Consider the following 11,782-nt stretch of genomic DNA (forward strand, 5'->3'; position numbering starts at 1 on the left):
AAACCAGCAGTGTTTCAGCTATGTATACTTAAACGCTTTTAAACGAGGTGAAATAACATGAGAGTCAAATGCGTAATTTGTGAAAAGATTGAATCAATCAATGACGAAACCCTTAAGGCGAAACAGCTCCGAAACCGCCCTATCCATACATACTTATGCAAAGAATGCCACGATCGAATCACCGAAAAAACAGAAAAAAGACTGGCGACCGGAAACTTCCGTCTTTATAAATCGCCAGTGGAAAATGATGAATGGTAAAAAAAGCCGCCAATGCTGGCGGCTTTTTTTATGAGTCTGGATAGTTTACATACTTTTCCGGCTCATCACAAATCTGTTTAAGCATCACTTCTATCAGCTCTCGAGGAAATCTGTAGGTCTTTGTTTCCTTGTCAACTTCTACAGAAATATAATACATCTCCTCATCAGTAGTAAAACTGGGCTCAACAATTCCGTGCTCATCGGCCAAAAGCTGTTCAAACATTTTCCTGGTGTCAGAAGCAGCCGTATCGTGTGGCCTTTCATCTGTTACGACTTTGATGGTAATCCAGTTATAGAGCTTATCCTGCAGCGACATCATGCTTCAACACCTCAACTTGCATCCATTTCTTGTTTTTTGTGCTGGCGGAGCCTGATCTTATAAATGATTAAGATAAGTGCTGCAACTACCAGCCCTTCTGCTATTGGAAGGAATACTCCAAGAAATGTCAAAATCGTACAGCCAAGTATTAGAAAAAGGTAAATCAGGATTGATTTTCCCAAGGGCAATTTTTTGGCAAAGCCCAGCTTGTAGACGATGACACAAAGCATAATGATCGTCAGGTAAAGCATCCACATGCCTGCATCGGGATTTTCATGCACTTTGTACAATGCAGCAAAAAACGTCAGACGCTCGCTTACATCCATAACCCTTCCCCCTAGTTAATAGCTTATTGCTCTGCGTACTTCTTTTTCTTTGCAACCCGCTCCCGCTCGTTTTTATCAAGAATCTTTTTACGCAAACGGATATTTTCTGGTGTCACTTCACAATATTCATCATCATTCAGATACTCAAGTGATTCCTCAAGAGTCATAAGGCGCGGTTTTTTGATGACGGAAGTCTGATCTTTATTGGCTGAGCGAATATTCGTCGCCTGTTTAACTTTCGTGATATTAACCGTAATGTCGTTTTCACGTGTATGTTCACCAACAATCATGCCTTCATAAATCTCAGTACCAGGCTCAACGAAAATGGTTCCGCGGTCTTCTACTCCCATAATTCCGTAAGTAGAGGCTTTGCCTGACTCCATTGAGACGAGTACACCCTGGCGGCGTCCGCCAACCTGGCCTGAGGCCATTGGCTGATAGCTGTCAAAAGTATGGTTGATAATTCCATAGCCTCGTGTCAATGTAAGGAATTCGGTTGTATAACCAATCAATCCACGTGCAGGCACATTAAAGATCAAACGGACCTGGCCGCTGCCATTGTTGATCATGTCGAGCATTTCACCTTTTCTCGCACCGATGGATTCCATAACAGATCCAGTATGTTCTTCTGGCACGTCAATCTGTACGCGTTCGACCGGCTCACAACGAACTCCGTCAATCTCTTTAACGATAACTTCCGGTTTTGATACCTGAAGCTCGTATCCTTCCCGGCGCATATTTTCAATTAAAATGGATAGATGAAGCTCACCACGTCCGGAAACGATCCATGCATCAGGCGAATCAGTGTTATCCACTCGAAGGCTGACATCGGTTTGAAGCTGGGCGCGAAGTCTTTCCTCGATTTTTCGGGAGGTTAGATATTTCCCTTCTTTTCCGGCAAATGGACTGTTATTTACCAGGAATGTCATTTGCAATGTAGGCTCATCAATTCTTAGCACTGGAAGGGCATCCTGCTCATCAATTGGGCACACCGTTTCTCCGACATTGATATCTTCCATGCCGGATACCGCAATCAAATCACCCGCTTGTGCTTCTTGAATCTCTTCCCGCTTTAGGCCAAAGAAGCCAAACATCTTTGTCACACGGAATTGTTTTACCGAGCCGTCCAGCTTCATCAAGGCAACCTGCTGGCCGACATTCATGGTTCCGCGGAAAACACGGCCGATTCCGATACGTCCAACATAGTCATTATAGTCAAGAAGGGCAACCTGGAATTGCAGCGGCTCATCGCTATTATCGATTGGAGCCGGAATATGATCGATAATGGCTTCATATAGGGATTGCATGTTTTCGTCCTGCTTCTCAGGAGTCACACTGGCTGTTCCGTTAATACCTGAAGCATAGATGACCGGGAATTCCAGCTGATCTTCATCAGCACCTAATTCAATAAACAAATCAAGTACTTCATCTACAACTTCCTCTGGACGTGCAAAATCACGGTCAATCTTGTTGACTACAACAATCGGTGTCAGCTTCTGTTCCAGTGCTTTCTTTAGAACGAAGCGTGTTTGCGGCATACACCCTTCATACGCATCGACAACGAGCAGAACACCGTCCACCATGCGCATGATGCGTTCTACTTCCCCGCCAAAATCGGCGTGTCCCGGTGTATCCAGGATGTTGATCCTTGTGTCTTTATATTGGATAGCTGTATTTTTGGCCAGAATCGTAATTCCGCGTTCTCTTTCAAGATCGTTGGAATCCATGGCTCTTTCTTCAACATTTTCATTAGCGCGGAATGTGCCCGCTTGTCTTAACAGCTGGTCAACTAATGTGGTTTTACCATGGTCAACGTGGGCGATGATCGCAATATTCCTGATATCTTCTCGTAATTTCAAAAATGTTTACCTGCCTTTATATAAAATGTTATTTTTTCTCTTTTACAACAACTGAGTTATTATATCACATTTATTGTAGAAACCTAAAAAGATTTTGTTGTACAATAGAAATTATAGGATTATAAGCTATTTAAAAGGAGAAAACTCCATGAAACAAATAAAATGGGTATTGTTATTTTTTGCAATTGCCGCTGCAACATGCATGATTGGCATAGGAATTGCCATTGGTGAACGCAGTTTTATCGGGGCTGTTGCCTCTATCGCTGCTCTTGTTTTCATCATGGGCTTTGGATTTAAAACAAAGAAAAAATTGCGCGAACGCGGGGAAATTTAAAAGGAGGCCGGAATTCCGGCCTCCTTTTATAGTGGACGAATGAGGATCAGATATGTCCCTTCTTCTGAAGTTTCTGTTTTGAATTGTTCAAACCCACAGCGGGACAGGAATTCTGCCCAAGTATTTTGAGCAATCGGGATTCCCGTGAACAGAACGGAGGACCCTTTATCTTTCAGTTCCTGGGATAAGGAATGAATCATTGAATGGGCGGCGCCTTTTTCCCTCATCGAATTTTTTACCAGCATCGTTCCTAACCATGGCTTTCCATTGGAAGGTGCTGTTTCTAAATGGAAGGTGATTCCGGCTAATTCGCCCTCTATATCCCAAATTCGCCACTCACCTATAGACTGCCACTCCCCGATGAAATTTGATAAAGCTTTCCCGTTAAGTTCAACTGTTTGCCAAGCGGGGCTGTCCTCCACCACACTTTCAAAGAAGGCCATCTCTTTAAAGGTGAAGGGCCTCCAATTCAGATTTACCATTTTCCGTTTTCCAGGAAATTTTGCATGATATCTGCATGTAGTCCAGGTTTTGAAACGAAAACGGAATTCTCCTTTAAAAGGTCAAGCTGCTGTCCCCTTAGATTAGTGGCAACTCCGCCCAGTTCTTCAATCATAATGATTCCCGCAGCGAAATCCCATGGGGCAAGTCTTGGAGTAATATAAGCGTCAATTCTCCCAGTGGCAACATATACCATTTCTAATGCAGCGGAACCATAGGACCTTGTTCCTCTGGCTGCTTTTACGAGAGGGGCAAGCAGTTCGGGAGGGAGGCGTTTGTTTTCCGTTACCCATGTTGCATTTAGGGCGATAATCGATTCTGAAACACTGCGTTCCTCAAGTTCGGGAATCTGTTCATCATTTAAGAATACGCCATTGCCCTTAATGACATGGTAAAGTTCGTCATGCACAACATCATATATAAGTCCTATTCGCCCTTCACCATTTACATAGATTCCTATCGAAATGGCGAAGTTACGCTGCTGGTGGACAAAATTCATTGTTCCGTCAATTGGGTCAATAATCCATACCACACCAGACAATTTCGATATCGTGTCACCATAGCCTTCTTCTCCCAGGATTTGATGATCAGGAAAGGTTTCATTAATTTTATTGATAAAAAATTGTTCTGTTTCCTGGTCAATATTTGTCACCAAATCATTAGGATTCGACTTAGTCGTGACATTCAAGGTTTTAGGGAAGGAATCACGAATCCGTTGCCCCGCTTCTTTTATCCATCGTTTCGCGTATGTATCAATCTCATGCAAGTCGATATGCATTGTCTATTCCCCCTGCGGATCAATAATGTTATGATTTAGCTTAAAGGAAAAAATTCTCAGCTTCAAGCTTTTTCCCCTTTTACCCTAATAAGAAAGTTAAATAATAAACGAACTCCCCGCATCGCCCAGGAGTCCGTTTCATTTTACCCTGCTATTTATATTTCCAATACCCATTTGTTTTACCCGATCCTTTTTTCATTCTACAAGATGAAATCTATAGTGCTTTTAACCTGACCAATTCCTGGCGGATTTTTTCCAGCTTTTGCTTACATTCCTTCATTTTGGGTTTATTGGATTCCCCCATGGCCTCAAAAAGTGTTGCAAGCTCATAATCCATTTCCAGTCGAAGTACGGCTTTCCTTTGAAGCTCTCCATTCTTTTTTCTTGTGGTATTTATCAGTTGTTTCACATCTATGCACTCCTTCATTCCATTTAAATTAAGATTCTTGTTTATATTCTATGAAATACTATTGGACGATGTAACAAATTTGTGCTATTACCTAGATTCCAAGCCAATTGCTTCAATATAACATTCGAGTTTGGTACAATTGGTCTTAAAGACTCAGGAGGTTATGACATGCCAGTTTCCGGTTTTACAAAAAACGATTTTAATGTTTTTACTATAGACGGTCTTGATGAACGGATGGAGGCTCTGAAGGAGCACGTCAGGCCAAAGCTTGAAGAGCTGGGCAAGGAGTTCACTCCTACCCTGTCATCATTGACTGGAGAAGAAATGTTCTACCATGTAGCTAAACATGCCCGCCGTACCAAAAATCCGCCAAAGGATACCTGGGTTGCATTTGCAGCTAATTCCCGCGGCTATAAAATGATGCCCCACTTCCAAATCGGCCTTTGGGAAAGCCATGTTTTCATTTGGTTTGCACTCATTTACGAGGCACCCGATAAAGAGGCTTTCGGTAAGGTACTGGAAAAAAATGCTGATTTCATTTATAAGCAAATTCCAGCAGATTTTGTTTGGTCAACTGATCATACAAAACCAGACACTATAAAGCATGACGAGCTATCGAGAGATGAACTGCTTTCCATGTTCAGCCGTTTGCAGACAGTTAAGAAGGCTGAAATTTTATGTGGATATCAAGTTCCCCGGGAAAGGGCCATCAAACTCAGCCCCGATGACTTGGCGAAGATGATTGATGGTGTATTTAAGACCCTAATACCCCTATATAAAATGGCATAAACCTTGCTGGCAAAGGCAGGAGAATGAAAAAAAAAACGGCCTAGGCCGTTTTTTTCTTCATTTCATTTTCACTTTTCCTGCGGGCAATTCCTTCGCCGCCTTAATGGTCCGATAGGAGGAGTATCCGCTCTCTTCCTCGAATTCATTAAAGATTTTTTTTTCTTCAGATTTGCCGGGAACAATTTCCTTAAAGCGGCGGTAGGCAGCCATTAATGCTTCCCTGTCAATTCCTTTTTCGTATGCCTGCTCGATTCCCTCAAAAAAACGGATCACATCAATGATTTCATCCGTTGACCAGGTATGGTCGATGGGATATTGATATTCCATATTCTTTCAGCACCTGCCTTAACAGATTTACCTGTTGATTTTACACATTGCTGGCATTTGGTGCAAATTACATGTCTTTGGATACCTGCCACTTTGATCTGATCGCTTCTGCCTCCGAAATAATAGTTTCCATAAGCTTGCTGACAGACGGAACATCCTGAATTAAACCCATAACCTGTCCAGCCCAGGCGAACCCTTCCTCCGCCTTCCCTTCATAAATATATCTTTTATTTGCTTCTCCGCTGATGAAGTCTTTTAGCGACTCATAATCTCCATTTGTCTTCTCGAGCTCCAGGATCTTCCTGGTCCATTCATTAGCTATCGCCCTTCCAGGTGAACCGAGGGACTTTTTGATGACTACAGTATCGCTTTCAGTGCCCATGATCAGACTGTTTTTATAAAGGTCGCTTGCATGGACACACTCCCTGGTGGCAATGAACCTGGTGCCCATTTCAATGCCCTCTGCACCGAGGCTTAGTGCGGCCATAAGACCTCTTCCATCCCCGATGCCACCTGATGCAATAACAGGAATATCAACAGCATCAGCCACACTTGGAATCAGCACCATGGTCCCTGTATCATTTTTCCCAAGGTGTCCTCCCCCCTCCTGACCAACAACCATTACCGCATCAGCCCCAAGCTCCTCCGCTTTTTGCGCCTGTCTTTTTGCTGCTACTAGTACGAGCTTTTTTACAGGTGTTCCTTTGAGCTGATTAATAATGGGGGCAGGATTGCCTCCTGTCATAGTGACAACCGGGACCTTTTCTTCCAGCGCTACATCCAAAAAAACCGAAAACGGCCTCCTTTGTTGTCCTATGGCAAAATTAACCCCGAACGGCTTGTCCGTCAACTTCCTGACCTTATGGATTTCTTCCCTTAATGCTTCAGGGTTCTCTAGCGACATGGCTGTTATTTGACCAAGGCCGCCCGCATTTGAAACAGCCGCTGCCAGCCCGGAATATGCCAGATAAGCCAGCCCTCCCTGAATAATAGGGTATTGAATCCCCAAAAGCCTGGTTACTCTCGTGTTCCAATTCAATCTATTACACCCCTTTCGTTTTCACTATTCGCTTCTGAAAATGAATTTCCTTTTATTCTAATAAAACAAGGGTATTAATAAGAGGAGGGTGAAAAGAAATACTGCCCATTAATACTCGATTACTTCTTTGCAAAGGTAATGAATAGTGCTATAATTCATTTGTTTTATTTGTAAAGTTTATTAGTACTCATATAAAGAGGTGTAGCAACCATTGTTGTCTCAAAAAGAAACCCCGCTTTTCAGCGGTTTAGTAGAACATGCCAAAAAGAACCCTGTTCAATTTCATATTCCCGGTCATAAAAAAGGGTCAGGAATTGACCCTGAATTTAGAAAATTCATTGGTGATAATGCTCTTTCGATTGATTTAATCAATATAGGCCCACTGGATGACCTCCATTCACCAAAAGGGATTATCAAACAGGCCCAGGAGTTGGCCGCCGAGGCATTCGGAGCTGACCATACCTTCTTCTCCGTTCAGGGGACCAGCGGGGCAATCATGACGATGATCATGGCTGTATGCGGCCCTGGGGATAAGATCATCGTACCAAGGAATGTGCATAAATCCGTCATGTCAGCAATTGTTTTCTCCGGAGCTATTCCAATTTTCATTCATCCTGAGATAGATGAGAAATTAGGCATCTCCCACGGCATCACAACAGACGCTGTAGAAAAAGCACTTGAACAGCATCCTGATGCCAAGGGAGTTCTTGTCATTAATCCCACCTATTTCGGTGTATCAGCAGACTTAAGAAAGATTGTTGAAATCGCCCATTCTTTCCAGGTACCGGTATTGGTCGATGAAGCGCACGGAGTACACATCCACTTTCACGAGGAACTTCCGCTTTCGGCAATGCAGGCTGGAGCTGACATGGCTGCAACCAGTGTACACAAGCTCGGCGGGTCGATGACTCAAAGTTCCATTCTTAATATTAAAGAAGGGCTGGTGTCTCCCAAGCGGGTCCAATCCATTATCTCAATGCTGACTACCACCTCCACATCCTATCTCCTTCTGGCCTCATTGGATGTGGCCAGGAGACGGCTGGTAATGGAAGGAAAAGAACTGATCGGTGAGACCATCCGGCTCGCTCAATCCATCAGGGAGCGCATTAATAAGATCGAACATCTTTATTGTGTTGGGCCTGAAATCCTGGGCAGGAAAGCAACATTTGATTACGACCCTACAAAATTAATTATCTCAATCAAGGACCTTGGAATAACTGGATACGAGGCTGAAAAATGGCTTCGTGAAACATACAATATTGAAGTCGAGCTATCCGATCTTTATAATCTCCTGTGCATTATTACACCAGGAGATACCGAGCAAGAAGGAGATGTATTGATAAAAGCCCTTCAGGACCTTTCAAGCGAGTTCCATACGGAGTCAGAAAAGCTCCATGCCCAGGTAGTTCTTCCAGATATCCCGTTGCTCGCTCTTACCCCAAGAGATGCTTTCTATGCAGATACAGAAGTAGTTCCTTTTGCTGAATCAGAAGGAAGAATCATTGCGGAGTTTGTCATGGTCTATCCACCAGGAATCCCTATTTTTATACCCGGAGAGATTATAACCGAAGAAAATCTCCGCTATATCCAGATGAATATCGAAGCTGGTCTGCCCGTACAGGGACCGGAAGATGATCAACTGAAGATGATCCGCGTTATTAAGGAACACAAAGCGATACGATAAATAAAAGCAGGTTAAGTCCTATATCTTTGGGCTTAACCTGTTTTTTTGAAAAGAAAAAACATGCGGAATGCCGCATGTTTTGCACGTATTATGATTATCTTTTAATATGGTGGTCTCCATCCTTGCACTTACATTTGTTTGAATAAAGAACAGATACTTTCTCCGATTCGAAATGCTCAATTGTAGAATTGCATGTTTGACATACGATAGTGCCCATCATTCAAACCCCTTTTCGCTTAAGATTTTTGTAAACGCTTAATTATCTATAAATCAATAATATTATAACTTTATTAATTTTTCAAGCCTAAATCGTATAACACAATTAGAGTTTTTTCGCTCTTTATGTTCTGAATTGGATACTTTTTTTTAGATGTGACATAAAAGAAAAAAAAATAAAAGAACAGGCCATCTTGGCCTGTTCTTTTATTTTTTATTCGTACTGAGGTTCAAAAGGCATTGTCGGCAGGGCGGATCGGAAGAACTCGGCAAGATCGGCTGCTTGCTGATGCTCCTTTATACGAAAAGTAGTCTGCAAGTATTCAATATCAGCTGCGTCATTCGGGTCAAGGAGGGCTGACCGTCCAGTTTGCATACAGACGACAAGCGGTTTTCCGAAAAACATATTGGTGTACACGATTCCAAAATCATAGCGGGTTTCATCTGTTGTAAAACCGACAAACCTTACTTGCGCCTTTTCGTGCTCATCATAAAGCTTTTCGAACAATTCCATAAACCATCTCCTCCTTATTTGACTATTTAGAATATTATTATAACTTTACTGTGCTGTATTTGCAAGTCATAGCCTCTTTTTGATGTAAGCGGTTGTCACCTCTTTTTACGAAGTGCTAGAATAAAATGGAATAGAGGTGTTAAATAAGGGGGATTGATTGAAAATGTCCAAAAACGCTTATATTAAACTAGTTCCTTCTTCGGCTCAGCAAACCATAACGACCGAAGAACTAAAAGAGCTGTTCCAATACTATAAAGAGATTACTGCAAAGACAGGAAATCAGCTTGACTGGAATTATGATAACGCTGCATTTCCATACGAGATAAAAGAAAAAGATGAAGGTAAAGGAGTCTGGTTTTATCTGCAGTCTGAACAGGACCGTTATAACGCCATCCTGATCGGTGTGGATCGTGAATTGGCAAGGGATAAGGACGGTGAGGACTGGGAGCAGACTTATATACAGATTACATTGCCGGAAACAGCAACGGCCGGTGATAAAGGAAAAGCAAATGAGTTCTGCAAATTTATGGGCAAAAAACTTCAGGGAGAACTGCATCTATTCAACGGGCGCATTATGTACTTTTACCCTAGAAAATAGGCTAGGGAAAGGCCCCGGATATCGTTAAGAGGCCCTGTGATCAGGAGAGGTTTCAATTTCTTCTGGATCTACAATCGTAAAGCCTTTCTCCTGGATTCCTTTCACAATGCCTTCTAAGGCTTGGCTTGTCCATTGCCGGTCATGCATAAGCAGGTTGGCCCCGTTCTTCAAATAAGGAGTATTGACCATGATGTCCGCAAGGGCTTCTGGAGTCTGATACTCCTTTTCCCAATCATACCCATATGACCAGTTCATGAGCGTCATCTTTTCTTCCCGTGCGACGTTTCGGCTATATGGTGTCATTTGCCCAAATGGCGCCCTGAAAAATTTCGGCTTTTGTCCAACAATGCCTTGCACTCTCCTATTCAAGGAGACGATTTCTTCTCTTTGCTGAGCCTCGGTTAGCTCAGTGAGCCGTTGATGATGGTACGTATGGTTTCCGATAGGGAAACCTAATTCGTAAATCTTTTTTAATGCATTTTCACCGCCAGGACGGTCCAGCAGGTGGCCATTTACGAAAAAGATAGCCTTGACCCCCAAACTTTTTAATGTTTTAGCCATTTCAACAGAATAATTTGCCGGTGCATCGTCAATCGTAAGCAGCACCACCTCTTTAGGAGCATCACCGGTCGGCTCTACAGCCCATGTTTCAAGATTGATTGAGTACCTTTTCCCTTGCTCCATTTGTTTAGTATCCAATTCCTGCTCAGTTACCCTTTCTTCTTTCAGGACGGCTGCCTGTTCATACTCTGTCCTATCACTCCCTTGGTTTGCTTCTCTTGAATCCGTCTCTGGCGAATCCTTCCCAGATTGGCAAGAGACCAACAAGAGTGCTGCAAAGATCGCGGCTGCTGCATATTTCATAAAATCCTCCTCATCTTCAATGAATAAATAGGGATAAAGCCAGCTGCAAAGAGGCATACAACCCCAGGCTAACAAAGGTAGTAAAAAGCGTTCTTCTAGCAGACTTCATTATATAATTTCCAAAGATCACAGCCAAATAAAAAAAAACTAAAAACATGATTACATTGTATATAGGATGGTCATGCTTTGACAGCCATTCTAAAAAAGTGTATCCACTCCAGATCATCAATTGAACAATAATAACCGAGTAGACCTTCAAAATCCCACCGCCAATCTATATGAAATTGTTCCCTATCCAGCAACAAAAAAACACACTGAAGCTCCTTATTTTTAGTATATGTATTAATATTCTGCTTATTTTTCATTTTTGTAACATTTAAGTGACAGAGGGGTTTTTTGGAAATTCCTATGATAGAATGACTATGACAAATTATATAGGTAAAAAGAATCCCGTAAAAAGTGAGGCAAGAAGAATGAAAGGCCTATCTTTTATTTTAGCCGCTTCCTTCCTGTTGTTAACTTCTTCCTGTAACATGGCGTACGATTACGAGGATCTGCAGCTCGACCATAATGTAAAGCAAGTGGTGTTTTTTTCTGATGAAACAGATTATTACCATGAAGCCCCTTATTATGATGCAATCATTGAGTTAAAGAAGGATTTTCCTGAGGAAATTGACAATATGATGGTTTTATCAGCAGATAAAGCAAATAAATATTATGAAATGTTCCAAGTTGAGAAATGCCCAGCCATTCTTGTGTTCTACAGGGACGAGGTGGTTGTGAAGGTGAATGGCAGCGTATCAAAAGAACAAATCATTCAACCAATGGCAGAAGTACTGGCACATGATTTAAATACACAGATTCATTAATAAAGAGGCTGGGACAAAACCCTGCTCTGATAATGAAAAAGCCGGTGAAATTTACGACGAGTAAATTTCACCGGCTTTGATTATTTTTACAATAAAAT

17 protein-coding genes are annotated in these 11,782 nt (G+C 42.3%); 6 read left to right on the plus strand and 11 right to left on the minus strand.

The features are described from left to right. Positions 1-57 precede the first annotated feature (57 nt). On the plus strand, positions 58-258 hold the full coding sequence (locus EV146_RS11035; RefSeq protein ID WP_121609392.1) for a YlaI family protein: 201 nt from the start codon (positions 58-60) through the stop codon (positions 256-258). 28 nt (positions 259-286) lie between these two features. Here EV146_RS11035 and EV146_RS11040 read toward each other — a convergent pair whose 3' ends face one another. Genes EV146_RS11040 through typA form a run of 3 tightly spaced genes read right to left on the minus strand, consistent with a single transcriptional unit; the run spans position 287 to position 2,762 of the window. Next, positions 287-577 carry a hypothetical protein gene (locus EV146_RS11040; RefSeq protein ID WP_132005810.1) on the minus strand — a complete coding sequence of 97 codons (291 nt, stop codon included), beginning with the start codon at positions 575-577 and terminating at the stop codon, positions 287-289. 11 nt (positions 578-588) lie between these two features. Beyond that, the gene (locus EV146_RS11045) at positions 589-903 is read right to left on the minus strand and encodes a YlaH-like family protein (protein WP_132005813.1); all 315 of its coding nucleotides are present in this window, start codon (positions 901-903) and stop codon (positions 589-591) included. Positions 904-926: 23 nt separating this feature from the next. Then, the gene (gene typA / locus EV146_RS11050; protein WP_132005816.1) at positions 927-2,762 is read right to left on the minus strand and encodes a translational GTPase TypA; all 1,836 of its coding nucleotides are present in this window, start codon (positions 2,760-2,762) and stop codon (positions 927-929) included. 148 nt (positions 2,763-2,910) lie between these two features. Between typA and EV146_RS11055 the strand changes: the two genes are divergently transcribed. Further along, positions 2,911-3,096, plus strand: a complete 186-nt coding sequence (locus tag EV146_RS11055) for a YlaF family protein (RefSeq protein WP_132005819.1) — start codon at positions 2,911-2,913, stop codon at positions 3,094-3,096. A 26-nt stretch (positions 3,097-3,122) separates the two neighbouring features. On the opposite strand, the gene EV146_RS11060 is transcribed toward EV146_RS11055, so the two are convergent. The 3 genes from EV146_RS11060 to EV146_RS11070 form a co-directional block, all read right to left on the minus strand. Further along, a complete protein-coding gene (locus EV146_RS11060) occupies positions 3,123-3,578 on the minus strand; it encodes a GNAT family N-acetyltransferase (RefSeq protein ID WP_132005822.1) in 456 nt (151 codons plus the stop codon). Next, a complete protein-coding gene (locus EV146_RS11065; protein WP_132005825.1) occupies positions 3,572-4,375 on the minus strand; it encodes an inositol monophosphatase family protein in 804 nt (267 codons plus the stop codon). The genes EV146_RS11060 and EV146_RS11065 overlap by 7 nt, the downstream gene beginning before the upstream one ends. A gap of 214 nt (positions 4,376-4,589) precedes the next feature. After that, on the minus strand, positions 4,590-4,784 hold the full coding sequence (locus EV146_RS11070; protein WP_121609399.1) for a hypothetical protein: 195 nt from the start codon (positions 4,782-4,784) through the stop codon (positions 4,590-4,592). 168 nt (positions 4,785-4,952) lie between these two features. On the opposite strand from EV146_RS11070, the gene EV146_RS11075 reads away from it, so the two are divergent. After that, a complete protein-coding gene (locus EV146_RS11075) occupies positions 4,953-5,573 on the plus strand; it encodes a YktB family protein (RefSeq protein ID WP_132005828.1) in 621 nt (206 codons plus the stop codon). 57 nt (positions 5,574-5,630) lie between these two features. Here the strand turns inward: EV146_RS11075 and EV146_RS11080 are convergent, their stop codons facing one another. Both EV146_RS11080 and EV146_RS11085 read right to left on the minus strand, forming a co-directional pair. Further along, positions 5,631-5,900: a UPF0223 family protein gene (locus EV146_RS11080; RefSeq protein ID WP_121609401.1), complete on the minus strand. Its 270-nt coding sequence runs from the start codon at positions 5,898-5,900 to the stop codon at positions 5,631-5,633. Between the two features lie 67 nt (positions 5,901-5,967). Further along, positions 5,968-6,939 carry an NAD(P)H-dependent flavin oxidoreductase gene (locus tag EV146_RS11085; protein WP_132005831.1) on the minus strand — a complete coding sequence of 324 codons (972 nt, stop codon included), beginning with the start codon at positions 6,937-6,939 and terminating at the stop codon, positions 5,968-5,970. Positions 6,940-7,153: 214 nt separating this feature from the next. Here EV146_RS11085 and EV146_RS11090 point away from each other — a divergent pair, with 214 nt between their 5' ends. Next, positions 7,154-8,623 (plus strand): aminotransferase class I/II-fold pyridoxal phosphate-dependent enzyme, encoded by a 1,470-nt coding sequence (locus EV146_RS11090; RefSeq protein WP_121613731.1) that lies wholly within the window; start codon positions 7,154-7,156, stop codon positions 8,621-8,623. Positions 8,624-8,717: 94 nt separating this feature from the next. Here EV146_RS11090 and EV146_RS11095 read toward each other — a convergent pair whose 3' ends face one another. Beyond that, on the minus strand, positions 8,718-8,840 hold the full coding sequence (locus EV146_RS11095) for a GapA-binding peptide SR1P (protein WP_132005902.1): 123 nt from the start codon (positions 8,838-8,840) through the stop codon (positions 8,718-8,720). Positions 8,841-9,053: 213 nt separating this feature from the next. Next, positions 9,054-9,353, minus strand: coding sequence for a DUF3055 domain-containing protein (locus tag EV146_RS11100; protein WP_132005834.1), 300 nt, complete (start codon positions 9,351-9,353; stop codon positions 9,054-9,056). Between the two features lie 163 nt (positions 9,354-9,516). Here EV146_RS11100 and EV146_RS11105 point away from each other — a divergent pair, with 163 nt between their 5' ends. Next, on the plus strand, positions 9,517-9,951 hold the full coding sequence (locus EV146_RS11105) for a DUF1885 family protein (RefSeq protein ID WP_132005905.1): 435 nt from the start codon (positions 9,517-9,519) through the stop codon (positions 9,949-9,951). 24 nt (positions 9,952-9,975) lie between these two features. Here the strand turns inward: EV146_RS11105 and EV146_RS11110 are convergent, their stop codons facing one another. Continuing rightward, positions 9,976-10,815 (minus strand): polysaccharide deacetylase family protein, encoded by an 840-nt coding sequence (locus EV146_RS11110; protein ID WP_132005837.1) that lies wholly within the window; start codon positions 10,813-10,815, stop codon positions 9,976-9,978. A gap of 422 nt (positions 10,816-11,237) precedes the next feature. On the opposite strand from EV146_RS11110, the gene EV146_RS11120 reads away from it, so the two are divergent. After that, the gene (locus EV146_RS11120) at positions 11,238-11,684 is read left to right on the plus strand and encodes a small peptidoglycan-associated lipoprotein (protein WP_241993889.1); all 447 of its coding nucleotides are present in this window, start codon (positions 11,238-11,240) and stop codon (positions 11,682-11,684) included. Positions 11,685-11,782 lie beyond the last annotated feature (98 nt).

Source organism: Mesobacillus foraminis (assembly GCF_004340465.1).
Classification (GTDB): Bacteria; Bacillota; Bacilli; order Bacillales; family Cytobacillaceae; genus Mesobacillus_B; species Mesobacillus_B foraminis.

Bases quoted from the DNA above. Each gene is read 5' to 3' on its own strand.
- EV146_RS11035 (WP_121609392.1), top strand. From the start codon at position 58: ATGAGAGTCAAATGCGTAATTTGTGAAAAGATTGAATCAATCAATGAC.
- EV146_RS11040 (WP_132005810.1), bottom strand. From the start codon at position 577: ATGATGTCGCTGCAGGATAAGCTCTATAACTGGATTACCATCAAAGTC.
- EV146_RS11045 (WP_132005813.1), bottom strand. From the start codon at position 903: ATGGATGTAAGCGAGCGTCTGACGTTTTTTGCTGCATTGTACAAAGTG.
- EV146_RS11055 (WP_132005819.1), top strand. From the start codon at position 2,911: ATGAAACAAATAAAATGGGTATTGTTATTTTTTGCAATTGCCGCTGCA.
- EV146_RS11060 (WP_132005822.1), bottom strand. From the start codon at position 3,578: ATGGTAAATCTGAATTGGAGGCCCTTCACCTTTAAAGAGATGGCCTTC.
- EV146_RS11065 (WP_132005825.1), bottom strand. From the start codon at position 4,375: ATGCATATCGACTTGCATGAGATTGATACATACGCGAAACGATGGATA.
- EV146_RS11075 (WP_132005828.1), top strand. From the start codon at position 4,953: ATGCCAGTTTCCGGTTTTACAAAAAACGATTTTAATGTTTTTACTATA.
- EV146_RS11080 (WP_121609401.1), bottom strand. From the start codon at position 5,900: ATGGAATATCAATATCCCATCGACCATACCTGGTCAACGGATGAAATC.
- EV146_RS11095 (WP_132005902.1), bottom strand. From the start codon at position 8,840: ATGGGCACTATCGTATGTCAAACATGCAATTCTACAATTGAGCATTTC.
- EV146_RS11100 (WP_132005834.1), bottom strand. From the start codon at position 9,353: ATGGAATTGTTCGAAAAGCTTTATGATGAGCACGAAAAGGCGCAAGTA.
- EV146_RS11105 (WP_132005905.1), top strand. From the start codon at position 9,517: ATGTCCAAAAACGCTTATATTAAACTAGTTCCTTCTTCGGCTCAGCAA.
- EV146_RS11110 (WP_132005837.1), bottom strand. From the start codon at position 10,815: ATGAAATATGCAGCAGCCGCGATCTTTGCAGCACTCTTGTTGGTCTCT.
- EV146_RS11120 (WP_241993889.1), top strand. From the start codon at position 11,238: ATGACAAATTATATAGGTAAAAAGAATCCCGTAAAAAGTGAGGCAAGA.